Annotated in this window: 25 protein-coding genes; 13 read left to right on the top strand and 12 right to left on the bottom strand. The window is 61.3% G+C overall.

The window, feature by feature from the left end:
- The first annotated feature begins 31 nt into the window (after window positions 1–31).
- The 10 genes from ABID12_RS08745 to ABID12_RS08700 all read left to right on the top strand — a co-directional run bounded on the left by ABID12_RS08745 (window position 32) and on the right by ABID12_RS08700 (window position 10,207).
- The gene (locus ABID12_RS08745; RefSeq protein WP_354433894.1) at window positions 32–1,045 is read left to right on the top strand and encodes an NAD(P)-dependent oxidoreductase; all 1,014 of its coding nucleotides are present in this window, start codon (window positions 32–34) and stop codon (window positions 1,043–1,045) included.
- A 238-nt stretch (window positions 1,046–1,283) separates the two neighbouring features.
- Window positions 1,284–2,219 (top strand): carbohydrate ABC transporter permease, encoded by a 936-nt coding sequence (locus ABID12_RS08740; RefSeq protein WP_354433893.1) that lies wholly within the window; start codon window positions 1,284–1,286, stop codon window positions 2,217–2,219.
- 3 nt (window positions 2,220–2,222) lie between these two features.
- On the top strand, window positions 2,223–3,101 hold the full coding sequence (locus ABID12_RS08735; protein ID WP_354433892.1) for a carbohydrate ABC transporter permease: 879 nt from the start codon (window positions 2,223–2,225) through the stop codon (window positions 3,099–3,101).
- A 105-nt stretch (window positions 3,102–3,206) separates the two neighbouring features.
- Complete coding sequence (locus tag ABID12_RS08730; protein WP_354433891.1) at window positions 3,207–4,484, top strand: ABC transporter substrate-binding protein; 1,278 nt, start codon at window positions 3,207–3,209, stop codon at window positions 4,482–4,484.
- A gap of 93 nt (window positions 4,485–4,577) precedes the next feature.
- Complete coding sequence (locus ABID12_RS08725) at window positions 4,578–6,665, top strand: beta-galactosidase (RefSeq protein WP_354433890.1); 2,088 nt, start codon at window positions 4,578–4,580, stop codon at window positions 6,663–6,665.
- Between the two features lie 47 nt (window positions 6,666–6,712).
- Entirely contained in the window at window positions 6,713–7,780 is a 1,068-nt protein-coding gene (locus ABID12_RS08720; protein WP_354433889.1) for an ABC transporter ATP-binding protein, read from the top strand.
- 111 nt (window positions 7,781–7,891) lie between these two features.
- Window positions 7,892–8,761 carry a 2-hydroxy-3-oxopropionate reductase gene (locus tag ABID12_RS08715; protein WP_354433888.1) on the top strand — a complete coding sequence of 290 codons (870 nt, stop codon included), beginning with the start codon at window positions 7,892–7,894 and terminating at the stop codon, window positions 8,759–8,761.
- 275 nt (window positions 8,762–9,036) lie between these two features.
- Window positions 9,037–9,510 (top strand): RidA family protein, encoded by a 474-nt coding sequence (locus tag ABID12_RS08710; RefSeq protein ID WP_354433887.1) that lies wholly within the window; start codon window positions 9,037–9,039, stop codon window positions 9,508–9,510.
- Between the two features lie 31 nt (window positions 9,511–9,541).
- Complete coding sequence (locus tag ABID12_RS08705) at window positions 9,542–9,835, top strand: ATP-binding cassette domain-containing protein (protein WP_354433886.1); 294 nt, start codon at window positions 9,542–9,544, stop codon at window positions 9,833–9,835.
- A gap of 156 nt (window positions 9,836–9,991) precedes the next feature.
- A complete protein-coding gene (locus tag ABID12_RS08700; protein ID WP_354433885.1) occupies window positions 9,992–10,207 on the top strand; it encodes a hypothetical protein in 216 nt (71 codons plus the stop codon).
- Window positions 10,208–10,240: 33 nt separating this feature from the next.
- Here ABID12_RS08700 and ABID12_RS08695 read toward each other — a convergent pair whose 3' ends face one another.
- The 9 genes from ABID12_RS08695 to ABID12_RS08655 all read right to left on the bottom strand — a co-directional run bounded on the left by ABID12_RS08695 (window position 10,241) and on the right by ABID12_RS08655 (window position 19,646).
- Complete coding sequence (locus tag ABID12_RS08695; RefSeq protein ID WP_354433884.1) at window positions 10,241–11,809, bottom strand: acyl-CoA dehydrogenase family protein; 1,569 nt, start codon at window positions 11,807–11,809, stop codon at window positions 10,241–10,243.
- Window positions 11,806–12,693 carry an amidohydrolase family protein gene (locus tag ABID12_RS08690; RefSeq protein ID WP_354433883.1) on the bottom strand — a complete coding sequence of 296 codons (888 nt, stop codon included), beginning with the start codon at window positions 12,691–12,693 and terminating at the stop codon, window positions 11,806–11,808. The genes ABID12_RS08695 and ABID12_RS08690 overlap by 4 nt, the downstream gene beginning before the upstream one ends.
- Window positions 12,694–12,704: 11 nt before the next feature.
- Entirely contained in the window at window positions 12,705–14,522 is a 1,818-nt protein-coding gene (locus tag ABID12_RS08685) for a feruloyl-CoA synthase (RefSeq protein ID WP_354433882.1), read from the bottom strand.
- Window positions 14,523–14,579: 57 nt separating this feature from the next.
- The gene (locus ABID12_RS08680; protein WP_354433881.1) at window positions 14,580–15,068 is read right to left on the bottom strand and encodes a MarR family winged helix-turn-helix transcriptional regulator; all 489 of its coding nucleotides are present in this window, start codon (window positions 15,066–15,068) and stop codon (window positions 14,580–14,582) included.
- A 14-nt stretch (window positions 15,069–15,082) separates the two neighbouring features.
- Entirely contained in the window at window positions 15,083–16,405 is a 1,323-nt protein-coding gene (locus ABID12_RS08675) for a TRAP transporter large permease (protein WP_354433880.1), read from the bottom strand.
- A complete protein-coding gene (locus ABID12_RS08670; protein ID WP_354433879.1) occupies window positions 16,405–16,956 on the bottom strand; it encodes a TRAP transporter small permease in 552 nt (183 codons plus the stop codon). The genes ABID12_RS08675 and ABID12_RS08670 overlap by 1 nt, the downstream gene beginning before the upstream one ends.
- A gap of 3 nt (window positions 16,957–16,959) precedes the next feature.
- Window positions 16,960–18,009, bottom strand: a complete 1,050-nt coding sequence (locus ABID12_RS08665) for a TRAP transporter substrate-binding protein (RefSeq protein ID WP_354433878.1) — start codon at window positions 18,007–18,009, stop codon at window positions 16,960–16,962.
- A gap of 75 nt (window positions 18,010–18,084) precedes the next feature.
- Complete coding sequence (locus ABID12_RS08660; protein ID WP_354433877.1) at window positions 18,085–18,855, bottom strand: crotonase/enoyl-CoA hydratase family protein; 771 nt, start codon at window positions 18,853–18,855, stop codon at window positions 18,085–18,087.
- Between the two features lie 26 nt (window positions 18,856–18,881).
- Window positions 18,882–19,646 (bottom strand): SDR family NAD(P)-dependent oxidoreductase, encoded by a 765-nt coding sequence (locus ABID12_RS08655; RefSeq protein ID WP_354433876.1) that lies wholly within the window; start codon window positions 19,644–19,646, stop codon window positions 18,882–18,884.
- A gap of 186 nt (window positions 19,647–19,832) precedes the next feature.
- On the opposite strand from ABID12_RS08655, the gene pobA reads away from it, so the two are divergent.
- Window positions 19,833–21,002 carry a 4-hydroxybenzoate 3-monooxygenase gene (gene pobA / locus ABID12_RS08650; RefSeq protein WP_354433875.1) on the top strand — a complete coding sequence of 390 codons (1,170 nt, stop codon included), beginning with the start codon at window positions 19,833–19,835 and terminating at the stop codon, window positions 21,000–21,002.
- An 82-nt stretch (window positions 21,003–21,084) separates the two neighbouring features.
- On the opposite strand, the gene kdgD is transcribed toward pobA, so the two are convergent.
- From kdgD to ABID12_RS08635, 3 genes are read right to left on the bottom strand one after another with little or no spacing between them, the layout of a single operon-like run.
- Window positions 21,085–21,987 carry a 5-dehydro-4-deoxyglucarate dehydratase gene (kdgD, locus tag ABID12_RS08645; protein WP_354433874.1) on the bottom strand — a complete coding sequence of 301 codons (903 nt, stop codon included), beginning with the start codon at window positions 21,985–21,987 and terminating at the stop codon, window positions 21,085–21,087.
- 28 nt (window positions 21,988–22,015) lie between these two features.
- Window positions 22,016–22,990 (bottom strand): mannonate dehydratase, encoded by a 975-nt coding sequence (locus tag ABID12_RS08640; RefSeq protein ID WP_354433873.1) that lies wholly within the window; start codon window positions 22,988–22,990, stop codon window positions 22,016–22,018.
- Between the two features lie 55 nt (window positions 22,991–23,045).
- Window positions 23,046–23,753 carry a FadR/GntR family transcriptional regulator gene (locus tag ABID12_RS08635; RefSeq protein WP_354433872.1) on the bottom strand — a complete coding sequence of 236 codons (708 nt, stop codon included), beginning with the start codon at window positions 23,751–23,753 and terminating at the stop codon, window positions 23,046–23,048.
- A gap of 144 nt (window positions 23,754–23,897) precedes the next feature.
- On the opposite strand from ABID12_RS08635, the gene ABID12_RS08630 reads away from it, so the two are divergent.
- Both ABID12_RS08630 and ABID12_RS08625 read left to right on the top strand, forming a co-directional pair.
- Window positions 23,898–25,496: an ABC transporter substrate-binding protein gene (locus tag ABID12_RS08630; protein WP_435528197.1), complete on the top strand. Its 1,599-nt coding sequence runs from the start codon at window positions 23,898–23,900 to the stop codon at window positions 25,494–25,496.
- Window positions 25,497–25,515: 19 nt separating this feature from the next.
- Window positions 25,516–26,544 (top strand): ABC transporter permease, encoded by a 1,029-nt coding sequence (locus ABID12_RS08625; protein ID WP_354433871.1) that lies wholly within the window; start codon window positions 25,516–25,518, stop codon window positions 26,542–26,544.
- Window positions 26,545–26,551 lie beyond the last annotated feature (7 nt).

The raw sequence follows: 26,551 nt of genomic DNA, 5'->3' as shown, positions 1-26,551 counted from the left end.
GGGTATTCATGTTCAGTGCCTTGATCACGCGATGACGACAACCTCATCCACACAGGCTTGCGACGTTCTGGTTTCCGCCGCATTGCCGTTTTCACAGGACCAGTGGAGCCGGCTCCTGCAGGCGTTTCACGGCAAGGCGGTCGCGGTCGTCGATCCGCAGGACGATGCGGCCATGCGTGCTGCGCTGGCGACGGCCCGCATCGCCATCATCGCCACGGATCTGGATGACAGGTTTCTGCGCGCGCCGCATCTTGAATGGGTGCATTGCGACCACGCCGGGCTGAACAGGTCGGCGCGATCCGAAGTCTTCGAACGCGGTCTGGCCGTGACCGGATCTGCCGGACGGTCGGCGCCGGCTCTTGCCGAACATGCCCTGCTCCTGGCGCTGATGCTGGCGCATCGATCCTGGATTTTTCTGGCGGCCCAGGCGCGTCAGGAATGGCTTCGGAGCCCGGAAATCGGGCGATTGCGCGCTCTTTCGGGGCGATGTATGGGGATCGTCGGCATGGGCAATACCGGGCGGGAGCTCGCCCGTCGCGCGAAGGCCTTTGGCATGACGGTTCTTGCCTATCGCCGACGTGATCAGGAAAAGGACGAAGGCGTCGACGCGGTCTACAGCAGCGACAGGGGCGACCAACTCGCTGACATGCTTGTGCGCTGCGACGTCCTTGTTCTCTGCCTCTCGCTGTCGGACGCAACGACCGGCCTGATTGGCCGCGAGGAACTTCTGCATCTTCCGCGCGGTGCGTTGCTCGTCAACATGGCGCGAGGCGAGGTCGTCGATCAGGATGCGCTCATTGATCTGCTTGAAGACGGACATTTGGCCGGCGCCGGGCTTGATGTTACCGCTCCGGAGCCGCTGCCTGCCGGGCATCCGCTCTGGTCGGCGCCCAATACGTTGATCACGCCGCATTTCACGCCGCCGGTACCCGACCGTTCCGAACGCTCGCTGGAGATCATCCTCGAAAATATCCGGCGCTTTGATGCCGGAGAGACGATGATCAACCTTCTGCGTCAGGAGGATGCCTACACGGCCGACGCATAACGGCGGCTGGCGCCGGAATATACATTTATCAATTTGTGTTGACAAATAATTACAAATATAGCAGGTTTTGCCAAACCGGACAGCGTCGGCGAAGGAGGACAAGCCGACGTCCGGAGAACACGAGCCACATTCAGGGAAAACGGCGAAGGCGAGGGAAGCACAAGGCTTCCGGCTCATGCGCTGTGTTTTTCCGGGTGGTGACAGGAGAGCGTGCTGTCGCGCTTTGATGGGAGGGGAAATGTCTGTACAGGACGCGGGAACGGGACTGCGGGTGAGGAAACCCGCCAGGCGCAGGCTGAAGGCGCGGGACTTCGAGGGGTATCTATTCTTGCTGCCCTGGTTTCTTGGTCTGATCGTCCTGACGGCCGGGCCGTTGCTGTCGTCGCTCTATCTGTCCTTCACGCGCTTTGACATGCTCAGCATGCCGCAGTGGCTCGGCCTGCAGAACTATATCGATCTTTTCACCTACGATCCGAGCTATCGGGCCGCGCTGAGCGTGACATTGACTTATGTCGTTCTGGGCGTTCCGACCAATCTCGCCTTCGCGCTGCTGGTCGCCGTGATGATGAACCAGAAGGTTCATGGCGTCGGCCTTTTCCGTGGCATCTACTACTTGCCTTCCCTGTTGGGAGGCAGCGTCGCGATTGCCGTGATGTGGCGGCAATTGTTCGGCGGCGATGGCGTGATCAACTCATTCCTTGCCGCGTTCGGTATAGATGCGCCGAACTGGATCTCGCATCCCTCCTACGCCATCTACACCCTGATCATCCTGCATGTGTGGCAGTTCGGATCATCGATGGTGATCTTCCTGGCGGGTTTGCAGCAGATTCCGAGAGAGCTTTACGAAGCCGCAGAGATCGACGGCGCGAGCACCATGCAGAAATTCTGGGGCGTCACGATCCCGATGCTGACCCCGGTCATCTTCTTCAACCTCATTCTGGGCGTCATCAACTCGTTCCAGGCCTTCACCTCCGCCTACATCATCAGCGGCGGGTCGGGAGGGCCTTCGGATTCCACGCTCTTTTACACGCTCTACCTCTACCAGGAAGGGTTCACCCGCTTCCACATGGGCTACGCCTCGGCCATGGGCTGGGTCCTCCTCGTCATCATCGGTGCAATCACGGCGTTGAACTTCTGGGGTTCGCGGCATTGGGTCTTCTACGGTGACAATTGAATCATGACAGACACAGCGATCGAACACCAAACCATACGTCTCCGCCGCCGCGCTCCGATCAGAGCGAGAACCTTCTGGGCTTATGGCGGCCTGATCTTCGGCGCGCTCATCATGCTCTATCCGCTGCTGTGGATGCTGATGAGCTCGTTCAAGCCGGATGCCCTGATCTTCGCCCAACCGACCTCACTGCCCACGAAACTCGATCTCACCAATTACGTCAAAGGATGGTTTGCAACGGACCCGAGTTTTGGCCGGTACTATATTAATTCCTTCATTGTGTGCCTGGGCGCGGTAATCGGCAACGTCTTCGCGTGCTCGCTGACGGCGTTTGCTTTTGCGCGCCTCAATTTTCCGCTGAAGAAAACCCTGTTCGCCGTCATGATGATGACCTTGATGTTGCCGCATCACGTCATCCTCATTCCGCAATACATCCTGTTTTCGAAGCTCGGCTGGGTGAATACCTATCTGCCGCTGATTGCGCCGAAATTTCTGGCAACCGATGCCTTTTTCATTTTTCTGATGGTCCAGTTCATTCGCGGCATTCCGCGTGAACTCGACGAAGCCGCCACGATCGATGGATGCGGCATGTTCCGCATCTTTGTCGAAATCATCTTTCCGTTGCTCACGCCGGCTCTGGTGACCACCATCATCTTCACCTTCATCTGGACCTATAACGACTTCTTTTCGCAGCTGATCTACCTGACTTCGCCGAATACGCTGACGGTGCCCGTCGGACTGCGTTCGCTCATCGGGAATTCGGGTGGCGTCTATGGTCAGTTGCTGGCGATGTCCGTCCTCAGTCTCGTTCCGACCTTCATCGTCTTCATGGTGTTTCAAAAACGTCTGGTCGAGGGGATCAGCACATCCGGGCTGAAAGGATGATCGTGGTGGGGGGCCACGGAACCGGCGAGGCAGACCTCGCCGGAACAGCAAAAGGGAGGAATTGAAATGCCTGTAAATCGTTATGGATTGTATACGGGGCCGGCAATGCCCCGAAGGGCGCTGCTTAAAGGCGCTGCCGTACTGGGAACCCTTGCCGCTTTCGGCGGGTCGAAGGCCCTTGCCCAGAGCGACGCGGTGCGGTTTGCCATCAACGGCAGTGCCGACAAGCTCAGGATCCGGGGAGAATCGGTCTCCTTGTTTGCCGAGACGCATCCGCAAATCCCGGTCGTTTTCGAGGGGACGCCGAGCGCTGCCTATCCCGACAAGATGATCGCGATGATCGCGGGTGGCGATGCGCCGGACGTGTTTGCGACCGGGCCTGCCGACCTGGCGCAGTATGGCACGCGTGGTGTGATCAAGCCCCTGGACGAATTCGTCCCCGACATCATTCATGCCGATCGCTATGCGTCCTCCGTGCTCGATCTGGGCCGGATCGACGGCAAACTTTATGGACTGCCGATCGCGGTGAGCACGCAGTGCATGGGTTATAACCAGACTGCCCTTGAAAAGCTCGGCATGGAACTGCCGGCCGCGGGGTTCACCTATGAAAGCTTCGGGGAATTCTGTGCCGAAATCCACGAGGCCGACAATTCGCTCTACGGGTGTCAGGACGGTGGCGCGTTTCTCTGGGATTTCATCCGGAAACTGCGGTCAGAGGATCGTGTGCTGGTCGAAAACAACAAGCTGGCCGTTTCGGTTGAAGACGTCGCGGAGTGGCTGAATTTCTGGGAGGAAATGCGCAAGACGGGCGCGGCCGTGCCGGCCGACGTTCAGGCCGCCTACGGTTTCGGCGAATGGACCAACGCCCCGATGGTCCAGGGCAAGGCGCTGTTTGCCACCATGTTCACCCAGGATCTGAAGAGCGGCATGCAGGCGCTGACCGAGGATGAACTGGCGATGATGGCGCCTCCGGGCTGGGGAACGGCGCAGAACAATGGCTGCTACCCGCTGCCGTCGAGTTCGCTGTCGATGAATGCAGCCAGCAAGCTGCAGGACGACGCGGCGTTCGTTATGGACTGGTTCTGCACCTCACCCGAATCGGGACAGGTTCTCGGCCTCATCAGTGGCCCGCCGGCTTCGAATACGCAGCTCGCGGCCGTCAAGGAACTGCCAACGCTCGACCGGCTTGACCGGAACGTTCTCGACTACACCGAAACGGCGCTTGCGACGGCGAAACCGGCTCCTCCGGCTTCACGCGCGGAAAACGTTCTGCGCGACCTGATGAAGAAGGTCAACGAAGACGTCGGCTTTGGCCGTTCGAGCCCGCAGGAGGCGGCCGAGGAGTTCGTCAACCGCGGCAACAGCGCAATCCGGCGCGCCTGATTTCATCGAACCTGCCGGCCGCTGCAACGTATCGGGCAGCGGCCGGTCACCATCGCCGACCCTTTCATTTTCCGCCTTCAGGATGTGTTTTCCATGTCGTCAGTCAGTAGCAGCAATCCCGTTAAAACAGCGTCTCCCGAGACCGGAACCGAGGGGTGGTGGCGCCATCCCTTTTCGGTGTTCCAGTCGAACCTCCAGGAGGTCGACGCGACGATGGATGTCGAACGCGCGCTCGACATCATCGAGGCACAAGGCGCGGACACCTGGCTGATCAACACTGCCGGCATCGTTTCCTTTTATCCGACGGAATTGCCTTTCCAGACGCGCAGTCCATTTCTCGTCGATCGGGCCTCGGGCGACATGATCGGCGACGCAATCGCCGCCGCACACAGGCGCAATGTCAGGGTGATCTGCCGCTGCGACTTTTCGAAGGTTTCGTCCCGGATCGCCGCGGAACATCCGGACTGGCTCTACCTCTCTCCGAAAGGCGAGCGGCAGGTCTACAACACGCTCTACAGCTGCTGCCCCGCCGGCGATTATTATCAGGAGCGCTCCATAGAGGTTGTCGATGAGATCCTTGCCCGCTATCCGGCCGACGGGTTTTTCTTCAACTGGTTCATCTTTCCCGAGTTCGACTACAGCCGCGTCTATCATGGCCCGTGTCACTGCGCGAAATGCCAGGCATCCTTCGCCGAATTCAGCGGTGGCAAGTCGCTTCCGAACGGCCCGGACGACGACACCTATGCCGAATGGCAACGCTATGGACACAAGGTCATCCGAGACCTTTGCGTCAGGATCGGCGCGCATATCCGTAAGAAACGGCCGGAGGCCGCGCTGGTGCTCAACCGCGAGGGAGCCGACGTCATCTACCACGAGGCCAACAACGCCTTTAGCCGTGATCTGTGGCCGCACATCACTTCGGAATCGGTCGGCGCGCACGCAACGGCCTTTCCCGAAGTGCCGGTCATGGTAAACTCGGTGACCTTCGTCGACATGCCCTACCGCATGGCCGGCGAGCAGCCTGAAAGCTTCGCGCAATACCTGCTGCAGGCGATTGCGCGCGGCGGCAACCCCTCGACCTACATCATGGGCGCGCCGGGGCGCATACCCTATGCCAGCCTGCCGGTCGCCGGCGAGATCCAGAGATTTTTCCGGGATCATCATGACGTCTATGAGGGGCTCGGCCCTGCATCGACGGTCGCCCTGGTGCGGCCGAACCTGGTCCGCAGCGCGGTCATGGGGCACATGGCGAGCGCTTCCGAGTTTCAGGGGCTTTTTTCGGGTTTGAAAGAGTGCGGCCTGCCGTTCGATGTGCTGTCGAAAGACCATATCGCGCAGATCGGCTGCGAAGGCGGGCTCGGGCGGTTCAACCTGATCATCCTGCCCGACGTGGGGGAGATCGGCCGGGACGCGGCCGCGGCGCTCGATGCATTCGTGCGTGCCGGCGGACACGTGGTTTTGACGGGCGGAAGCGCCATCACCGCGGAGGGCGAGAGCGAGCTTGCCACGGGGCCGGCGGTCATGCAGTCCGGCGCCCCGCTGGAAGGCGAAGAACTCTGGTCGAGCTATGTCACGGATGTGGATCAGCCCGATGCCGGCGACTACCGCCTGGCGGCACGGGTGGTGCCGGTCTATGGCAGCTATGCCGACTATGTCTGGAAACCCAAGGCCGAACGGATCGGGCGGTATATTCCGCAAGCGCCTTATGGGCCGCCGGAAAAATGCTACGGCCATATGCCCGGCGACCGCCCGGCAGCCATGCGTCTGGTCAGCGGCGGTTCGGTGACGCAGTTTCCCTGGACGGTGGGCCATACCTATCGCGAATTCGGCACGACCGAGGTGCGCGATTTCCTGCAGGACACCATCGCCGGCTTCGCGAAACCCGAAATCATCTCCGATCTGCCCGAGCAGGTGGAAATCATCGCCGGCCGCTCGGCCGCAGGTCTGGTCATCCATGTTGTCAACCAGACGGGCGTGAAGACGCGCGCCTTCGGTCCGCACGTAACGCTCGGTCCGTCCCGCATCCGTATCCGGGGCGGCAAGGGGCCGGCGCGGCTTCTTCGGGCCGGTGAAGAGGTCGCCAGCCATAATGAGGGAGACGAACTGGTGATCGACCTGCCGAAGCTCGAACTCTTCGAGGTCATCGTCCTTGCGGGCGAACCTGAAGGGGCGACGTCGTAACGCGGGAGCCAGGCAATGAAGTCAACAATCAGAAGGGGGGAAGCGCTGTGGCCAAGGTATTGATTTCGGATGTCGAGAAGTATTACGGCGCCTTTCAGGCCATGAAGGGCATTTCCGTCGACATCGAAGACGGCGAATTCGTTGTGCTCGTCGGTCCTTCGGGATGCGGCAAGTCAACGCTCTTGCGGATGATCGCAGGCCTTGAGGAAATCACCTTCGGCACCATCGACATTGGTGGCACCGTCGTGAACGATCTGCCGGCAAAGAACCGGAACATCGCCATGGTGTTCCAGAACTATGCCCTTTATCCGCACAAAACCGTTGAACAGAACATGGGCTTCTCGCTGAAGCTGGCAAAGGTTCCCAAACAGGAAGCGCATGCCAAGGTTCTGCAGGCGGCCGAGATTCTTGGCCTGACCGACCTTCTCGACCGCTATCCGCGGCAATTGTCCGGCGGCCAGCGGCAGCGTGTCGCCATGGGACGGGCCATCGTTCGTTCTCCGAAGGTCTTTCTGTTCGACGAACCTCTGTCCAATCTCGATGCGAAGCTTCGCGTGCAGATGCGGGCCGAAATCAAGGAGCTTCACCAGAAGCTTCGGACCACGACGATCTACGTCACCCACGATCAGGTCGAGGCCATGACCATGGGCGACAAGATCGTTGTCATGCGCGATGGCATCATCGAGCAGATCGGCTCGCCCCTCGATCTTTACGATCAGCCCCTCAACACTTTCGTGGCATCCTTCATCGGCAGCCCTTCCATGAATCTGATTCCAGGTAAAACGACGGCCGACGGGTTTCGAACGACCGGCGGCGTATTGTTGCCCGTCCCGTTTGCGGCCGGAAACGGCGCCATTTACGGCGTGCGACCCGAGCATCTGCAGCTGGACGATGACGGCGTGGACATGACGGTCACGGTGGTCGAGCCAATCGGCTCCGAGGTGCAGATCCATGGCCGGATCGGCGACTTCTCGGTCGTCGCCGTGCTCAAGGATCGGGTTATGCCCGACCCCGGCTCGACAATCCGGGTCGGGCCGAAACTGGAGGCGGTCCATATCTTCGACGCGGATGGCGACGTCATCGAAAGACCGGCTTTTGAGACCGTTTCCGCCTGACGAAGACGGTTTCTGGTCATTGGCGGGGTGCTGCGCGGCGGTGCGTGTTGCGGAATACAAGTCCGCCGCCGGAACGCCCCAAGAACTTGAATGGATGAAAGGCATCTGAACATGAAAATTGGTTTCATCGGACTGGGCGTCATGGGGCGCCCCATGGCGGGACATTTGATCGAAGCGGGCCATGAGGTTTCGCTTCATCGCGTAAAGGATGTCAGCCGTTTCCTCGTCGAAAAAGGCGGTGCGGAGGCTGCCAGTGCAAGAGCGGCAGTCGAAGGCGCGGATGCTGTCATCCTGATGCTGCCGGATACACCCGATGTCGAAGCCGTGCTTTTCGGCGAAGATGGCGTGGCCGAGGGGCTGCCCAGGGGCGCGTTGGTGATCGACATGAGCTCGATTTCGCCCGTGGCGACCAAGGACTTCGCCAAACGGACCGAGGCCGCCGGGGGCCTATGGCTGGACGCACCTGTTTCAGGCGGCCAGGCGGGGGCTGAGAATGCCGCCTTGACGATCATGTGCGGCGGCTCGGACGAGGCCTTCGCCATGGCAAAACCTCTCCTCGAGACAATGGGAAAACGCATCACCCTTGTCGGCGGCGTCGGGGCAGGGCAGGCCGCCAAGGTCTGCAACCAGATCATCGTCGGCCTCACGATCCAGGCGGTTGCCGAGGCGCTGACCCTTGCCGAGGCCGCCGGCGCCGACCCCGCAATGGTACGCGAGGCCCTGATGGGCGGCTTTGCCGACAGCACCATTCTGAACGTCCACGGCAAGCGGATGATCGACAAGGCGTTCGAGCCCGGTTTCCGAATTGGCCTCCACCGCAAGGACATGTCTCTGGCCGTCGACGCGGCCCGGGCGCTGGACCTGGCATTGCCCAACACCGCCACGGTGCAACATCTCATGAACGCGGCGGTCGGACACGGCGACGGCGACCTCGATCACGCCGCCCTGATCCGAACCCTCAAGGACCTGTCAGGCCGGTAACATTGCGCTGGAGCTGAAAAAGGAATGCGATCCTGAAAAGCAACCAACCCGGATATCTTTCGGCACCGTCTGTTGGCGCAAATCGACCCGCCGGGATTGTGATTACAAGGTCGTCATTTAATCCTGTCGGTTGCCTGTCTTGAGGAGCAGGTCAGCAGTCCACCTCAAGCTCGCTCTTCTTTATCTTTGCCTCTGCAGTAAATGTCGGCACGCTTCTTGCTCGTTTCAGCGCGATCGCTTTTGATCATGAGATTCGCTGATACAAGGAGAACAATGTGGAAATTTCCGGAATTGAACACAAGCTGCAGTCAATTGGCCTCGAGCTGCCAACGTCGTCTCCGTCTCGGGCCAATTTTCTGCCGTACAAGCAAAGCGGCAGTTTGCTCTTTCTTGCCGGACAAATCTGCGAATGGAATGGCGTGCCGCAGTTTTTCGGTCCGGTGAAAGACGATTACGATCTCACGGAGGCCAAGAAGGCTGCCGAAATGTGTGCCCTCAACCTGCTGTTCAACATCAGACAGGCTGCCGGTTCCCTCGATAATGTCGTATCCGTCCTGCGTCTCGGCGCCTTTGTTGCCGCTCCTTCCGGCTTTCCGGATGGCCCGAAAATTGCCGATGGGGCATCGGAGCTGTTCATCAATCTTTTTGGCGAAAGCGGCCGCCACGCCCGCACCGCCGTTTGCGTTTCAAGCCTGCCTGCCAATGCATTGGTGGAAGTCGACGCGATCGTCGAGATAAAGGCAGGATGAAAAATTGCGGAAGGCGCGGCGCCTTGCGGCAATGCCTTCCGCAAGCATCTGCCTCATCGGGCCGTCCGGTTGTGGTAAGAGTACAATCTTCAACATTGTCGCCGAACTTCAGCCGCTCACGACCGGACGGGTGCTGATTGACGGTGAAGATGCGACCGGCCAGATCGGCCGGGTCGGTTATATGCTGCAGAAGGACCGGCTTTTGCCCTGGTGCACGGTGCTCGACAATGTGGCGCTTGGCATGGAAATTCAGGGAATGCCGATCCGCGAAGCCGGCGAACGTGCCCATCCCTATCTGGTGCGCTATGGGCTCGGTGGTTTCTAAAACCAGTATCCGAATTCGCTTTCGGGCGGCATGCCCCAGTGCCCGGATGTTTCTATCACGCATGTCCCACAGCGACAGGCGAGCTATTTTTCGCTGTTCGGCATCGACCGCACGCAACATCAACCTGAACTTCTGAACGACGAGGCGCTCGATGCTTTGAGCACTCGTACGGACGAAGAAGGCTATGAGGAATCCGGCGAGGGGCTGTGGAGCGTTGCCGCCGCCATTATGGGCGGCAAGACGATGATTGCCTCGATCGGCGTTGCCGCGCCGCTTTTCCGCACCAGCGCGCAGCAGCGCAAGACCATTCGCAAGCACGTCGCAAAAGCGGCCGTCGAAATCTCTGACCTGATCGGCTCGCCGAACAAGTAATCGGCCATAGGCCTGATCGTCAGCGTCGTGGCCTCACGGCAGGCGGACCGGCAGCGGTGCGGCAAGCACGTGGTCTTTCAGCCGCTGAAGCTTTGCTGTGTCAGGCCCGGAGGCGCCGGCGGCGGCGATGCGGGTCCATACGGCGCGATAATAAAGCACCGCCGTCAGCCGGGCGAAAACATTGGCCAGCGGGGCGGGGTCTTCGGCGGCCAGCAGTTTGCCGCGCCACTGGTTCCAGATTTTGGCAAGGGACGCGATTTCAGCGTCGCCATCGGCCAATTGTTCGACGAGCGCCGTGAATGCGTCGGCCCCCGCGCCATCCTTGAAACGCAGGCCGCGGCCCGCGATCGTCAGCGCATGGATGCCGTTCGCGCCCTCGTAGATCGCGGTGATGCGGGCGTCGCGCCAGACCTGCGACAGGCCGTATTCGGTGAGGTAGCCATAGCCCCCGAGCACCTGAATGCCGAGATCGGCGGCTTTGATCCCCGCCTCGGAGGCAAACAGCTTGCACACCGGCGTCAGGAAATCGACCAGTTCCGGCTTTTCGCCAAGCGCCATCTCAACGAGCGCGATATGGCACATGGCGCGACTGCCGAGCGCCAGCGCCTGCTGTTCGTCGAGCATGCGCCGGACATCGGCATGGTCGCTCAGAACGGCCGGGCTGCCATCCGCCTTGCGGCCCTGCCGGCGTTCGTCCACATAGCTTGCGGCGATATGGCCGGCGCGGGCGGCATGGGCCGTGCCCTGCAGCGCGACATCGATGCGGGCGTGGTTCATCACCGTGAACATGGCCTTCAGCCCTTCGCCCTCCGCGCCGATCAGTTCGGCGGGCGTCGCGTCGAAAACCATCTGGCAGGTTGGCGAGGCGTGCAGCCCCAGTTTTTCCTCGATCCGGGTGATTTTTATGGTCTCGCCGGCACTCTCCCGGTCGCAGAGAAACAGCGAAAGCCCCCGGATGCCGCTTGCAGCCTCGCCGGTGCGGGCCAGAACCAGATGCAGGATATTGTCGCTCAAGTCCTGATCGCCGCCGGAAATGAAGATCTTCTCGCCGGAAAGCCGCCAATTGTCACCGTCGCGGTTGGCTCTGGTGCGGATGCGCCCGAGATCGGAGCCGGCGTCCGGCTCGGTCAGGCACATGGTCGAAAGCGTGGTGCCGGCCGAAAGCGGCGCGATCCAGCGTTGCTGCTGGTCTTCGCTGCCGTAATGCAGCAGTGTCGCGATTGCGCCGGGCACAAGGCCACAGACCATCTGCATGGCATGGTTTGCGCCGGAAAAAATCTCCGAGACGGCCGCGCCGATGACCGGCGAAAGCCCCATGCCGCCGAAATCCTCCGGCGCGGTCAGGCCCTGCCAACCGCCTTCCGCCAGTTGAGCGAAGGCATCGCGGAACCCGTCCGGCATGACGACGCGACCATCGACAATGCGGCACCCCTCGGCGTCGCCCACCGCGTTGAGCGGCGCGAGCACGCCTTCGGCGAAAGCCGCGAAATGACCGATGATCTCGCCGGCCAGTTCGCCGTCCCAGTCCGGAAGACGGGACGCCCCGGCAACGGCGTCGAGCGAAAACAGGATATCCTCGACAGGGGCCTTGAATTCGGTCATCTCAGCTCTCGATCCCCAGCACCCAGCAACCGCATGGCGTTTTCCTTCAGGATCAGCGGGCGAACCTCGTCGCGGAAGGCGGCGTTGTCGAAGGCGTCCAGCCAGCGCTCCGGGGCGATCATCGGCCAGTCGGAGCCGAACAGCATTTTCTTTTTCAGGAGCGTGTTGGCATAGCGCACCAGGATTTCCGGGAAGTATTTCGGCGACCAGCCGGACAGATCGATATAGACATTCGGCTTGTGGGTGGCCACCGACAGGCTTTCCTCCTGCCAGGGAAAGGAGGGATGGGCCAGAATGATCGGCATATCGGGAAAATCGACGGCGACATCGTCGATATACATCGGGTCTGAATATTTCAGCCGCATGCCGTTGCCGCCGCGCATGCCGGAGCCAACGCCGGTCTGCCCGGTGTGGAACAGCGCCGGCTTGCCGGTCTCGGCAATCGCCTCGTAGAGCGGGTAGGCCATCCTGTCATTGGGATAGAAGCCCTGCATGGTCGGGTGAAACTTGAAGCCCTGAATGCCGTGGTTTTCGACAAGATCGCGGGCCTCGCGCGCGCCGAGCTTGCCCTTGGCCGGATCGATGGAGGCGAAGGGGATCAGGATGTCGCTTTCCTTCGCGCAGGCCTCCGCCACCTCGTAATTGTTGTAGCGCCGGTAGCCGGTCTCCCGCTCGGCATCAACGGGAAAGATCACGGCGGCGATATTCATCTCGCGGTAATGCGCTGCGGTTTCCGGAATGGTCGGCGGATGCGACCACGGGGCCTTGAAATATTTGGCCATCGCCGATTGCAGGTCGTCATAGCCGTCATCATGGTGGCAGCCGCAGGCCTCCTCGGCGTGGGTGTGGAAATCGATGGCGCGGACTTTGGAAAAATCAACCATTTCAGAAACCTTCAAACACGGATCAGGGCCGGATCTTCATTGTCGTAAAGCCGTTCGAGAAGGCCGGCCCGGCGGGTGATGATCTTGCGGATGTTGAGCGAGCCCTTGTCGGTGATCTCGCCATCTTTCAGGTTTGGCGGTTCCGACAGGATGATGGCGCGGGCGATGCGCTTGGCCGAACCGGTCGCCTTGCGCGCCAGAAGCCGCAGCTCCCAGTGAATGGCGGCTTGCAGATGTTCGTCGATGACAGCACCTTCGGATGTATTGCCGTCGTGCACCGCATCGGGTTTCGGGAAGACGAACAGGCCGATTTCGCCGCGGTCATGGCCGCAGACGACGACATCCTGCACCAGCCCGCGCAGAGCCTCCAGCGCGTCGAGGCGCAGCTTGCCCGCCTGCACCCAGGTGCCGGTCATCAGTTTGAAGTCTTCCGAAACGCGCCCGTCGAAGACGAGGCCGCGATCGGGATCATCGGCATTAACGAAACGAACCGCATCGCCGGTGATCATGAAGCCTTCTTCGTCAAACGCCTGCGCGGTTTTCTCCGCGTCGTCGAAATAGCCGGGCATGATGTTGATGCCCTTGACGCGAAGCTCGCAGCGCATCTCGTCGTCGGGCATCAGCTTGATTTCGGTACCCGGCAGCGGCACGCCGATCACGCCGGAACGGCCGATCTGTTCATGCAGCATGATCGTGGCCGGCGCCGTTTCCGTCATGCCCCAGGAGGAAATCATCAGCGGCAGGCGCCCCTGAACCTCCATCGCCATTTCCTCCAGACGCGTCCAGATATCCTGCGGCAGCGATGCGCCGGCGTAAAACAGCAGATCGAGGTCCTGGAAATAGGCCTGGCGCAGGTCGCGATCGGCCTCCATGGCGTGCACCAGCATCGAAAAGCCGACCGGAACGTTGAAGGCGAGGTTGCCGGGATGCTGCTTGATGTTCTCGATCGATGTCGGAAACGCCCTGGCGGTCGGTTTGCCGTGGTCGATGTAGAGACTGCCGCCATGGGCGAGCATCATGTTGACATTGTGCGAACCGCCGAAAACGTGGTTCCACGGCAGCCAGTCGCAGATTTTCGGCGGGCGCTCGCTGATGAAGGGCAGGACCGAGGCCATCTGGCTCTGGTTGGCGCACATCATCCTTTGCGTGGTCATCACCGCCTTCGGGTTGGAGGTCGAGCCGGAGGTGAACAGCAGTTTCGCCAGCGTGTCGGGGCGGACCTTTGCGTGGGCGGCTTCGAGATCGACGGTGCCATCGCCTTTCAGCAGATCGGCAAAGGCTGTGACCGGGCGCGGCGCGCCTTCTGTGTTAACCGCGACCACGGCGATATCGTCGAATTCCGGCCGTTCGAGCGCTTTTGCATAGCGTGCGGCATCGTCGACGAAGGCGAGCGCCGGCTTTACCTTGCCGATGGCATAGGCGAGGCGGCCATGGGCTTCCTCGATCAGCGAATACTGTTCGGCCAGCGGCACGACGGGAATGCCGACCCATTGCGCGGCAAATGACAAAAGCGCGTGGTCGACGCCATTGCCGGACATGATCAGGATCGGCTTGTCCGGGCCTAGCCCCATCGCCAGCAATCCGCCGGCAATGGCGCGGACCATGTCGAGCACCTCGCCATAGCCGTGCTCGCGCCAGCCATCGCCGGAGCGTTCGGCCAGAAAGACGCGGGCCGGCGCCGCGGTGGCCCATTTTTCAAGCCATTCGCCTGTGTGGTTGACGACCGGATCGAGCGGCACATTCGATGTCGCGATCATCGTCCCGTCGGGGCGCGCCACGGTCCTGACCGAATGCGCCACCAGCGTCAGTTCCTTGTCGAGAACGTCCATTCTTCCTCCTCCGCCGGACAAGCCTCTCCTCAGACCGGCCCCGCTCTGTTGCCGTCGTCAGCCTGCCATGCAGATTTTCCGGAGCATGCCGCGCAAAAGCGCCTGTTCCTCATCGCTCAGGAGACCGCCGAACAGCGTCGCCTCGTGGCCCTCGACGGCGGCTTTTGCCTTTTCCCAAAGACGCTGCCCCTTGGGGGTAGCGCGCAGCGCATAGGTGCGCCGGTCGCCGGGCACGCGGTTGCGCGAAATCAGGTCGCCGTTTTCCAGCTCATCGACCAGCACGACCATGCCGGATCGCTCGATCTTGAGGACCTGGCTGAGCTGGGTCTGTGAAATATCTGGGTTTTCGACCACGATCGACAGAACCGAAAAGGTCATCATCCGCAGGCCGAGCGGTTCGAGCACGCGGCGCATATCCTCCTGCACCAGCAGGAAGGCGCGCTTCATGTTGTAACCGATGAACGCGCCGAGATAATCGTCGGTGGCGCCGGTTGCGGCTTTTGTCATGTCGTCTGCCTCGACGGGGGTCGGTTTTGCGTTCGTCATCGTGTTTCTTCCTGTCAGTTTGCCACCAGATCGACGAGCCAGAAGCTGAGCGCGGGAAAGGCGATCAGCAGCGCCACGCGGATCAGCTCGGATATCACGAACGGGATGGTGCCGCCGAAAATCGCCCTGAGCGGTATGTGTTTGGCCATTGATGAAATGACGAAAAGGTTCATGCCGACGGGCGGGGTTATCAGCCCCATTTCCACCACCACCAGCGTGATGATGCCGAACCACATCGCCGTATGCTCCGCCGTCATGCCGAAATCGAGCGCCATGATCGTCGGAAAGAACACCGGCACGGTCAGAAGGATCATCGACAGGCTGTCCATCACGCAGCCCATGATCAGATAGAACACCACGATGGCGAGCATGACGAGCATGGGCGAGAGGCCCGACTGGCCAAACCATGCGGCGATATCGGTGGGCATCCGGCTGAGCGCCAGCGCGACGTTGAAAAGATCGGCGCCGAAGACGATGGCGAAGATCATGGCGGAAGCCGCAGCCGTGTCGATCAGCGAGGCGATCAGGTCCTTCAGCCGCAATCCGCCGGTTGCTACACCGACGACAAGCGTCAGGACAACGCCGACGGAGGCGCCTTCTGCCGGGGTGAAGAACCCGCCATAGATGCCGCCGAGAACGACGGCGAAAATGCCGACGATATGCCAGATGCCAAGGGCCGCCTTGATGCGCTGGCGAAACGGGACCGGCGCGTGATCGGGCCCCTGATCGGGAAAAAGGCGCACGAAAACGGCAATGGCGATGCAAAAGCCGATCACCGCCATGGTCGCCGGCACGGTGGCGGCCAGAAACAGTTTGACGATGTTCTGTTCGGTCAGCAGCGCATAGATGATCAGCACCACGGAGGGCGGGATCAGGATGCCGAGCGTGCCGCCGGCGGCCAGCGAGCCGGCCGAAAGCGCGCCGGAATAGCCGTGCTTGCGCATTTCCGGCAGCGCCACCCGCGCCATGGTCGAGGCGGTGGCCAGCGAGGAACCGGAAATCGATCCGAACATGGCACAGCCGGCCACCGCCGCCATGGCGAGGCCGCCGCGAAAATGCCCGATCCAGGCATTGGAGGCGGCAAACAAGCTGGCGGAAATGCCGGAGCGCGTTGCGATATGCCCCATCAGAATGAACAGCGGCACGATCGCCAGTTCGTAGGACATGAATTTATCGACCCAGGCGGTGTCGAGATAGAAAAGCAGGCTTGCGGGACTGCCGAGCAGCATATAACCGCCCGCGCCGACAGCCCCCATGGCCAGGGCGATGGGCATGCGCAGGAAAATCAGCGCCAGCATGATGACGAGCATGCCGATGGCAATCATCGTGGGGTCCATCAGGCGGCCTCCCTGATGGTCTCATCCGTTGCCCGGCCAAAAAGATCGGCAGCGCCGGTAAGGGCCGCGACGAAGGCCGAAAGGCCGGTGCCGAAGACGGCCGGAACGTAAATCATCCACACCGGAAAACCGAGAAGCATGGTCCGGTCGCCATAGGCATGAATGGTGGCAAGGCCGTGGGTCAGACGCCAGCAGATGATGGCCCAGCCGGCGGCAAACAGCAGCATCCAGAAACCGTCGAGACGGCGCTGGCCGGCTTTCGGCATCCAGTCGGTGAAGATATCGACCATGACATGGCCTTTGGTGAACTGGCAAAGCGGCAGGAACAGCGAGGCGCAGGCGGCGCAGACCAGTTCCACGGCCTCGAAATCGCCGCGAAGGCCGCCGAAGCCGGTCATGCGCGCCACCACGGAAAACGAAACCATCAGGGCCGTGGCGAAGGCGGCAAGACCGCCGAGACCGGCGCTTACCAGACATATCCGGTATAACCAGAAGAAACGGGGGCTGTGCGCCCCCTCATTTCCGTGTTCGGCCGGGACGTGTTCCGCCATGGGTCAGCCCTGATCCAGCAGTTCGTTGGCACGCTTGATGATCGCGGCGCCGTCATAGCCCTTGTCATCAAGCTTCTTCTGCCATTCGGCGACGACCGGCTCGGCAGCCCCGCGCCATTCGGCGATCTGGTCAGCCGGGATTTCGACGATATCGTTGCCGTTTTTCTCGACCACGCCCTTGCCCACGGCCTCGAACCTGTCGAAGGCGGCACCCAGCCGCTGCGAAAGCGCCGGGCCGGAATGGTCGTCAATCACCTTGCGCAGGTCGTCGGACAATCCCTCATAGCTGCGTTCATTCATCACCAGCGCAAAGGTGTTGGAATAAAGCCCGCGTGCGCCCGGTGCCGGGGCGGCGGAAAACTCGGTCAGTTCCTGCAGCTTGTAGGCGGGAACCACCTCATAGGGCAGGCAGCAGCCGTCGATGACGCCGTTGGACAGGCCGACCACCATCTCGGTGACCGGGAAGAATACGACCTCCGCGCCCAGCGCGCTCAACATATTGCCCGTCGACTGGTTGGGCGCGCGGATCCGCATGCCGCTCAGATCGGCCTTCGATGTGATCGGCTTGCCGCGGGTGTGCAGCTTGCCGCCGGCATGGGTGTGGAAGGCCAGCGGCTGCATGCCCCTGTATTCGGCCATACCGTATTCGCGCATCAGCGTATCCATGGCCACCGATGTCTGTTCCGCCGATGTCACCATGAAAGGCAGGGCCATGGTTTCGGCGACGGGGAAACGGTCCGGCGTATAGACCGGCAGTGTCCATGCGATATCGACGATACCCTGGCGCGCCTGATCGACCAGCTGCGGTGCCTTGCCGCCAAGCTGCATGGCGGGGAAAATCTGCAGTTCGATGGCGCCGCCGGAAGCATCGGACAGTTCCTGTGCCCAGATTTCGAAAAAACTGCTCTGGATTGGCGCCATGGCCGGCAGGAAGTGATGCAGTTTGAGCGTGACTTCGGCGGCATGCGCATGTCTGATGAAGGTCGGCGCCGCCAGTGCCGCGCCGATGGTGGTCAGCGCCCTGCGGCGCGTCATTTTCATACCCTTGGTCATATCGGTTCCTCCCTTGAGACCGTTTGCCTGCAAGCATCGAGCAGCCCGCCGTCTCCCGTCGGCGGGTCGGCCGGCCTATCGAAAGACCGGCGCCCGTTTCTCCAGAAAAGCGCGAAGTCCTTCCTCGGCATCCGCACTTGTCTGCGAGACCGCCGCGCACAGGCTTTCGGTGAAAAGCCCTTCCGCGCGCGGCATTTCGGTGATCCGGCTGATCGCCTGGATCATCATGTAGTTGGAAAGCTTTGCATTTTTCGCGATCCGCCCGGCAAGCGTGCGCGCCAGTTCCAGCGCCTCGCCTTCGCCGACGCTGTAATGGCAAAGCCCGAGCGCCAGCCCTTCATCGGCATTGTATTTGCGCCCTGTCAGCATCATTTCGCGCATCCGGTCGGCGCCCAGAATGCGGCCGACGCCGATGGTCGCCCCGCCACCGACGAAAATGCCGCGCATGCCTTCGGGAAGCTGAAAGATCGTCGACGGTTCGGCAATGCGGACATGGGTGGCCGATGCCAGCTCCAGGCCGCCGCCGATGACCGCGCCGAACATGGCCGAAATCACTGGCAGGCCGGAAAACTGGATCATTTCCATGACCCGGTGCCAGTTGCGCGAATGATACATGGTGTTCTCGGCATCGCGGGCGACATGTTCCGACAGGTCAAGCCCCGAGCAGAAATGGCCGGCCGTGCCGGTGAGAATGACGACGCGAACAGCCTCCGGCGGGGCGGAAAAGAACCGGTCGAGCGCATTGAGCAGCTCGTCGCACATGGCGTTGCGCTTTTCCGGCCGGTTCATGGTCAGCGTTGCCACCGGACCGTCGATTGCGATTTTCAGAATATCGGTTTGCGTCATGCGTTTTTCTTTTCGTTCGTGTCGCGTCATTTCGGCGGCATCCGCGCTGCCGCGTCGAGCCTGATGAGAGAGCCGTTGAGCATCGGGTTTTCGATGATCTGCGCGGCTAGGCGGGCATATTCGTCCGGCAGGCCCATGCGGCTTGGAAAGGGCACGTTTTTCAGGATTTCGGTGCGGACATCATCGGGCAGGCCCGCGCTCATCCGGGTCTCGAACAGACCGGGCGCAATCGCCATCACCCGAATGCCGAAGCGGGCGAATTCGCGCGCGGCCGGAAGCGTCATCGAAGCAACCCCGCCCTTGGAGGCGGCATAGGCGGCCTGGCCGATCTGGCCGTCTTCGAAGGCGACCGACGCGGTGTTGATGATCACGCCGCGCGCACCGTCCTCATCGACCGGCTCGGCAGCCGCCATGGCTCTGGCGGCGATGTTCATCACGGTGTAGGTGCCGACAAGATTGGTGCGCAGCGTGCGCTCGAAGATATCCACCGTCAGCGCGCCGTCGCGCGGCAGAATGCGCGATGCCGTGCCGATGCCCGCGCAGGAAACGACAATGCGCGGCACGCCGATCTTCTCGCCGGTCTCCGCGACGATGGCTTCGATCCTTGCCGCATCCGCGACATCGGCGGCAAAGCCAAGTCCGCCGGTTTCCGCGGCAATGGCCTGTGCGGCGTCTTCCGAAAGATCGACCGCAACAATATGAGCGCCGCCTTCGGCCAGCCGGCGCGCCGTGGCCGCGCCAAGCCCGCTGCCCGCACCGGTGATCAGTGCCACCATGCCTTCGATCTGCATGAATTCTCCTCTGCTCCTCGCGGTAGATTAGAACGCCAATAAACTGTTATGTCAATGAACAGTTGTTCTGAATAAATAAAATTTGCTTTTTGGCAAATCATGCGTGATTTCTATCGGACGTCGCCGGTTTGTTTCACGCCGGCTGGCCCGGGCCTGGAGGCGGCCCTTGAAAGGGAGGAGACTGTCATGAAGACGCAAGTGGCCATTATCGGCGGCGGGCCATCCGGCCTGCTGCTTTCGCAACTCCTGAACCGGCAGGGCATAGAGACCGTCGTCATCGAGCGTGCCAGCCGCACCCACGTGCTGTCGCGCATCCGTGCCGGCATTGTCGAATGGGGCGCGGTCGAACTTCTGCGGGCGGCAGGCGTCGGCGCGCGGATGGATGCGGAAGGTATTCCCCATGACGGCTGTGTATTGTCGGATAATGATCTTCAGGTGCGGATCGACTTCGAGGCGCTGACCGGTCGCGCGGTCATGGTCTATGGCCAGACGGAGATCACGGCCGACCTCTACGCCGCGCAGGATGCCATGGGAACGCCGATGTTTCACGGTGCATCCGATGTGGTGATCGACGATCTCGGATCGGCGCTCTCAACCGTCAGCTTCACGCATGCAGGCCTCCGCAAGACCGTGACATGCAGCTTCGTGGCCGGTTGCGATGGGTTTCACGGGGTGTCGCGACGCACGATACCGCAGGAAAAACGGCGCGAATTCGAGCGCGTTTATCCGTTCGGCTGGCTCGGCGTGCTGTCACACACGCCGCCGGTGCATGATGAGCTTGTCTATGCCAATTCCGACCGGGGCTTTGCGCTGGCCTCCATGCGCCACGCTTCGCTGAGCCGCTATTATCTCCAGGTGCCGCTCACCGACAATGTCGAGGACTGGTCTGACGCCGCCTTCTGGGGGGAGCTGAAACAGCGTTTGCCATCGGATATCGCGGCCCGACTGGTGACAGGCCCGTCGATCGAGAAAAGCATTGCGCCGCTGCGGTCCTTCGTCTCGGAGCCGCTGCGCTGGGGCAATCTCTTTCTTGCCGGCGACGCCGCGCATATCGTTCCGCCGACCGGCGCCAAGGGGCTGAACCTTGCCGCCTCCGACATCCACTACCTGTCGCAGGCGCTGATCGACAAGCTGAAATCCGACACCTCGGCGGGCATCGGCGCCTATTCAGAACGCGCGCTGAAACGGATCTGGAAAGCGATGCGCTTCAGCTGGCAGATGACCATGCTGCTGCACCGTTTCGATGGCGAGGACGCCTTTTCCGCGCAAATGCGCAGGGCGAGCCTCATGCATTTGTCGGACTCCGAAACGGCCCGCCGCGAACTGGCGGAGAACTATGTCGGATTGCCGTATTGACGATAGCTGTTGCTGTCGCATGCACGTCTGTTTGAGGCCGCAGTGCAGGTGAGGGGTCTCCCTGGTCAAGACGAACAGGGCGTCAGCTTGTTTGAGCGATCAGTGCCTTGAGCTCGTCCATTTCGCTGACGCTGAGGTCGGTCAGCGGCGGGCGAACCGGTCCGGCGCGGCGGCCAATGGCCTCCAGTCCCGCCTTGATGATCGACACGGCATAGCCCTTCTTTCGGTTGCGCAGTGCCACCAGCGGGAAGAAAAATTCCTTGAGAATCCGATCGGTCGTTTGCTTGTCGCCCTTGCGCAGCGCCGCATAAAAATTCTGTGCAAGCTGCGGTACGAAATTGAAGACGGCGGAGGAATAAGTGGTGACCCCGGCTGAATAATAGGCCTGCGCATAAAGCTCGTGCGTGGGCATGCCGCCGATATAAACCAGCCTGTCCTGGAGTTGAGTGGTGATCTCGATCACCCGGTCCACCTCGCCGTAGCCATCCTTGAAGCCGATGAGGTTGGGACAGGTATCGGTCAGCCGCAGAAGGCTCTCGGCGGTCAGAACGATATTGTCGCGATTATAGACGACGACGCCGATGCCAACCGCATCGCAAACCGCCTTGACGTGGGCGATGAGCCCCTCCTGCTCGGCAAACATCAGATAGGGAGGCAGCAGCAGGATGCCGTCGGCCCCTGCCGCTTCGGCGTTCCTGGCCATCTCGACGGCCATTGCCGTGCCATAGGCCGCTCCGCCGACGATGGGCGTCCTGCCGGCGCTGGCCTTGGCGATCCGCGTGACATGGGCAGCTTCATCGGGTGTCAGCGAAAAGAGTTCGCCGGTCCCGCCGGGCGCGAAAAGGACGGCGGCGCCAAAGCCGTCGAGCCAGTCGATATGGCTGCGGTAGGCTTCCTCATCGAGGCCGAGATCCGGCTTGAACGTGGTTACGGGGAAAGACAGCAGACCGCTACCCAAAGCGGATTTCAGATCGTCAGGGGTCATGGAAATTCAATCCGGTGGCAAAAGCTGATCAGTAGGTTTCAAGGGCCTGGAGCAAGGCGGCGATGTAGCCGTAGCAATAGGCAAAGGCGACGCCCTGCGGGTCCCGGCCGGAAATGGTCGGCACATGATCGGGCATGATCATGTATTTGTAGCCCACCTCTTTGTAGGTCTTGAGCGCGGCGGCCATGTCCATGTCGCCTTCATCAGGGAAGGTCTCCATGAAAGACAGTTTCCGGCCGCGGATATTGCGGAAATGCAGGTTGAAAATCTTGTCCCGGCTGCCGAACCAGCGAATGACATCGTCGATCTCGTCGCGTGGATTGTCCAGCATCTCGCCGACCGTGCCCTGACAGAAATTGAGCCCGTGATAGGGGCTCTCGCGCATCTGCACGAATTTTTTCAGCCCTTCGACCGTGCCGAGCACACGGGTGACGCCCTTGTAGCCGGGCGGGGTATGGGGATCGTGAGGGTGGCAGGCAAGGCGGATCCTGTTGGACTCGGCGACGGGGACGACGCGCTCGAGGAAATAATCAATGCGCTCCCAGTTTTCGTCCTCCGGCAGCACGCCGGCCAAGCCGGGTGCAGCATTCTGGTCGGTCTTGTCCCAGCGGAATGAGGCATTCAGCGAGCCGCCGCGTCCCCGCTCGGCCGGTGTGCGCGGAATTCCGATCAGGTTGAGATTGTATTTGGCGGCGGGAATGCCGGCCTCGGCAAGGTTTTCGATCAAGGTGCAGATCGCATCGACCTGCCGGTCGCGTTCGGGGCCGGCCAGCAATATGTCCGGATAGGTCGCGGTCTCGATCGGGCTGGAGGGGAGGGGAAGCTGGATCATGTCCAGAACCAGATCGAACGTTTCGACCTTTTCACGCAGCCGCAAAAGATCGTCCAGTGTCCATGAGCCGGGCTCGCCCGCTGGATCAGCGCAGATGTGCTTTATGCCCAGCTGGGCCCAGACCCGATAATCCTCATCATCGCGCGCGGCGAGTTGGGTACCCAAATACATGCCATACTCCTCTTCCGTCATATGACATAGTATGAATTATCAAGCCTGTCGAGGTCTATCTTGACAATCGTCGATAACGCTTCTGGCTGCCGATCAAGTGGTCGCGCATGGCCTGACGGGCCGCTTCCGGATCCTGGTCGGCAATGGCGTCCACGATAACCTGGTGTTCATTCAATACGCCCAGAAGGTACTGCCGGTCTGTGGCGCTGGGCAGGGTTGGGAACTGGCCGCGCGGTATGGATCGCTGACCGAATTGCTTGAGAGCATCGGGGAAATAGCGATTATTGGTGGCTTCGGATATCGCCATATGAAAGGCCAGATCGGCGTCCACCGTGGGTGCGTCCGCCTCGATGAGGCGTTCCATTTCCTGGTTGGCGTTGCGAATGGCATCTTCCTGCTGGGCGGATCGCCGATAGGCCGCAACAGCAGCGGCTTCAGTCTCGATGGCAATGCGAAACTCAAGCATTTCAAGTGTTTGCGGGATGCTCTGGATTTCGATGGGGGTGAGGATTATGCCGGTGTGGGGCAGGTCTTCGCTGACAAACATGCCCTTGCCCTGCACAGGCGTGACCAGTCCCGCCGAGCGCAGTTCGGCAATGGCCTCGCGCACCACGGTGCGGCTGACGGAAAACTGCGCTTCCAGTTGCGGCTCGGTTGGTAATTTTGCGCCGGCGGGAAGATCGCCATTCTCGATCTTGTGCCGGAATTGGTCGACAAGGGCCTGAGCAAGTCTGGGCCTGCGGCGCCTCATCGTTTGAGCCATAACACTATCCTCTTTGAACCCTGTTCTCGCCAACTGTGCGACGCTGTCGGATGAACTATTGTCAATTCTCCAAATATGCAATAGTCATAATACGACATACGACCAACGTCACATGTTGGTATTGTATATCGAGGAGGAGTATCAATGAAACTGTTTTCTACCCGATTCATTTCGGGCGCCGCTCTCGCTATGGCATTGTCCGTGGGGCCTGCGGCCTTTGCCCGGACGCCGGTCGACCAGCTGGTGATCGGCACCTCGCTGGCGCAGGTTCTTTCGCTCGACCCGCAGCAGGGTACGGAGGTCAAGACCCAGGAAATACTGGCCAATACCTATGACCGGCTGGTGCAGTTCAGCGGCGAGGAGGGCTATGCCATCCGCCCGCAACTGGCCGAAAGCTGGGAAGTCGATGATACCGGCATCACGTTTCACCTGCGCGATGCGACCTTTGCCTCCGGCAATCCCGTCACCGCTGCGGATGTGGTGTTCTCGCTGACGCGCCTGATCATGCTGGATCAATCGGCGGCGGCGAATTTCAAGAATGTGGGCTACACGCCCGAAACCATTGCCGATCTCGTCTCGGCGCCGGACGATAAGACCTTCCGCATCGAGATGACCGACAGTGTCATCCCCGAATCACTGCTCTATCGTCTGGCCGGCGGCACGGCGAGTGTCGTCGATAGCGCCGTTGTTAAAGAGCATGTCTCCAACAACGATTATGGCAATGCATGGCTGCGGACCAACACGGCAGGCTCCGGTCCCTATGTCCTGCGCCGCTGGACCCCGAATGACGTGGTGCTGCTCGAGGCCAATGAACAATATTGGGACGGTGCGCCGGCCATGCGTCGCGTCATCATGCGGCATGCGCCGGAGAGCCAGGCCGCCCGCCTGATGCTGGAACGCGGCGATATCGATGTCGCCAATGCGCTGACCGCGCCGGATGTGCTGACCTTTACCGACAAGGAAGGGTTCTCCATCGATGAGGTCAAGACCGGCGGCTATTACGTCCTATCCATGAATGCCGGCCGCGAGCCGCTGTCCAATCCGCTGGTGCGTGAGGCCATCGCTTACGGTATCGACTATCAGGGCATCGCCGACACGATCCTCGGCCCCTATGGCCGGCCGCGCAATGTTCCCGTGCCCGAGGATTTCGAAGGCGCGATCGACAATCCGGACTGGTCTTTCCAGCCTGAGCGGGCGCGTGAGCTGCTGGCCGAGGCGGGGTATGCCGATGGCTTCGATCTCACCTTGAAGACCATTGCCCAGACCCCGCGCGTCGATATGGCCACCGCCATTCAGGCCAGTCTGGCCGACATCGGCATCAATGTCAGCATTCAGCAGGGCAATGGTTCGGATATCGTCGCCTCGCACCGTGCGCGTGATTTCGATCTGCTCATCCCGCAGACCGGCGCCTTCATGCCGACGGCTCTGGGGTCGATCGACAATTTCGTCACCAATCCGGACAACGCGCTCGAAGCCAACAATGCCGGCAATTTCGTGTGGCGCTCGGCCTGGGATATTCCGGAGCTGAACGCGATGCGCAACGAGGCCAATGGCGAGCGCGACGATGCCCGCCGTCTCGAACTGCTGCGGCAGATGCAGGAAATGTTCATCGCACAGAAACCTGCTGTGCTGCCGATGTTCGAACGGTTCGAGCCCATCGTGATCAGTGACCGGGTTCACGGCTATGAGGGGCATCCCTGGTCATTGACCCGCCTCGACGACGTCACCAAGACCGAAGACTAAGCAAACCGGCCGGCCGATCATGACGGAATTTTCGCTCATCGAACTGGGCAAACGCCTGGGCCAGCTTGTGCTGAGCCTGTTTGTCCTGCTCGTCGTAACCTTCGTAATCGGTCGCGTCATGCCGACGGATCCGGTTGGTGCAATCGTCGGTGAACTGGCCGATCCCGCAGCCCTCGAAGCCATGCGGGCGCGGCTGGGGCTCGACCTGCCGCTCTACCAGCAGTTCTGGATTTATCTCACGGGCCTGCTGCACGGCGATCTCGGCAATGCCATTTTGACGGGGAATCCGGTGATGCAGGACCTGTGGGCCGCATTCCCCGCCACGCTCGAACTGGCGACGCTGGCGGTCATTCTCTCGACCCTGATCGGGGTTCCACTGGGCATGACTGCGGCGTTTTTCCGCGATACCTGGATCGACCGGCTTGCCCGGATTCTCTCGCTGGTCGGGCATTCCATCCCGGTTTTCTGGTTCGGCATTGTCGGTTTGGTCATCTTCTATGCCAGCCTGTCCTGGGTTGGCGGGCCGGGGCGTGTCGACATCTATCTTGAAGGTCTTGTGGAGCCGCGCACCGGTCTGCTGCTGATCGACAGCCTCTGGGCCGGTGACTGGGAGGTTTTCCGCAGCGCGGTTCACCACATCATTCTGCCGGCTGCAATCCTGGCCTATTCCGCCATGGCCTATATCACCCGCATGACCCGCAGTTTCACCCTGGAACAGCTCAACCAGGATTATGTGGTCGCGGCCCGGGCCAAGGGCGCATCGAACTGGCGCATTCTGGCCGGGCACATCCTGCCCAACATCGCCGTGCAGCTTGTTACCATCCTCGCCATTTCCTATGGCGGCCTGCTTGAGGGGGCCGTGGTCACCGAGATTGTGTTCTCGTGGCCCGGTATCGGTCAATACATGACCAATGCCCTGATGATCGGCGACATGAATGCCATTCTGGCGACCACCCTGATTATCGGCGCCATTTTCATGATGCTCAATTTCCTGTCGGACCTTGCCTATCTGGTTCTTGATCCGCGTACACGCGAGGTAACCTCGTGACCACTAC

The sequence above is a fragment of the Martelella mangrovi genome (assembly GCF_040545495.1).
GTDB lineage: Bacteria > Pseudomonadota > Alphaproteobacteria > Rhizobiales > Rhizobiaceae > Martelella > Martelella mangrovi.
The sequence above is the reverse complement of the archived record's forward strand: the minus strand, read 5'-3'. Positions and strand labels throughout refer to the sequence as shown.

Bases quoted from the DNA above. Each gene is read 5' to 3' on its own strand.
- ABID12_RS08745 (WP_354433894.1), top strand. From the start codon at position 32: ATGACGACAACCTCATCCACACAGGCTTGCGACGTTCTGGTTTCCGCC.
- ABID12_RS08715 (WP_354433888.1), top strand. From the start codon at position 7,892: ATGAAAATTGGTTTCATCGGACTGGGCGTCATGGGGCGCCCCATGGCG.
- ABID12_RS08685 (WP_354433882.1), bottom strand. From the start codon at position 14,522: ATGGACGTTCTCGACAAGGAACTGACGCTGGTGGCGCATTCGGTCAGG.
- ABID12_RS08725 (WP_354433890.1), top strand. From the start codon at position 4,578: ATGTCGTCAGTCAGTAGCAGCAATCCCGTTAAAACAGCGTCTCCCGAG.
- ABID12_RS08690 (WP_354433883.1), bottom strand. From the start codon at position 12,693: ATGGTTGATTTTTCCAAAGTCCGCGCCATCGATTTCCACACCCACGCC.
- ABID12_RS08625 (WP_354433871.1), top strand. From the start codon at position 25,516: ATGACGGAATTTTCGCTCATCGAACTGGGCAAACGCCTGGGCCAGCTT.
- ABID12_RS08680 (WP_354433881.1), bottom strand. From the start codon at position 15,068: ATGACGAACGCAAAACCGACCCCCGTCGAGGCAGACGACATGACAAAA.
- ABID12_RS08665 (WP_354433878.1), bottom strand. From the start codon at position 18,009: ATGACCAAGGGTATGAAAATGACGCGCCGCAGGGCGCTGACCACCATC.
- pobA (WP_354433875.1), top strand. From the start codon at position 19,833: ATGAAGACGCAAGTGGCCATTATCGGCGGCGGGCCATCCGGCCTGCTG.
- ABID12_RS08695 (WP_354433884.1), bottom strand. From the start codon at position 11,809: ATGACCGAATTCAAGGCCCCTGTCGAGGATATCCTGTTTTCGCTCGAC.
- ABID12_RS08735 (WP_354433892.1), top strand. From the start codon at position 2,223: ATGACAGACACAGCGATCGAACACCAAACCATACGTCTCCGCCGCCGC.
- kdgD (WP_354433874.1), bottom strand. From the start codon at position 21,987: ATGACCCCTGACGATCTGAAATCCGCTTTGGGTAGCGGTCTGCTGTCT.
- ABID12_RS08670 (WP_354433879.1), bottom strand. From the start codon at position 16,956: ATGGCGGAACACGTCCCGGCCGAACACGGAAATGAGGGGGCGCACAGC.
- ABID12_RS08705 (WP_354433886.1), top strand. From the start codon at position 9,542: ATGCCTTCCGCAAGCATCTGCCTCATCGGGCCGTCCGGTTGTGGTAAG.
- ABID12_RS08655 (WP_354433876.1), bottom strand. From the start codon at position 19,646: ATGCAGATCGAAGGCATGGTGGCACTGATCACCGGTGCGGGCAGCGGG.
- ABID12_RS08675 (WP_354433880.1), bottom strand. From the start codon at position 16,405: ATGGACCCCACGATGATTGCCATCGGCATGCTCGTCATCATGCTGGCG.
- ABID12_RS08635 (WP_354433872.1), bottom strand. From the start codon at position 23,753: ATGGCTCAAACGATGAGGCGCCGCAGGCCCAGACTTGCTCAGGCCCTT.
- ABID12_RS08660 (WP_354433877.1), bottom strand. From the start codon at position 18,855: ATGACGCAAACCGATATTCTGAAAATCGCAATCGACGGTCCGGTGGCA.
- ABID12_RS08740 (WP_354433893.1), top strand. From the start codon at position 1,284: ATGTCTGTACAGGACGCGGGAACGGGACTGCGGGTGAGGAAACCCGCC.
- ABID12_RS08730 (WP_354433891.1), top strand. From the start codon at position 3,207: ATGCCCCGAAGGGCGCTGCTTAAAGGCGCTGCCGTACTGGGAACCCTT.
- ABID12_RS08640 (WP_354433873.1), bottom strand. From the start codon at position 22,990: ATGTATTTGGGTACCCAACTCGCCGCGCGCGATGATGAGGATTATCGG.
- ABID12_RS08630 (WP_435528197.1), top strand. From the start codon at position 23,898: ATGAAACTGTTTTCTACCCGATTCATTTCGGGCGCCGCTCTCGCTATG.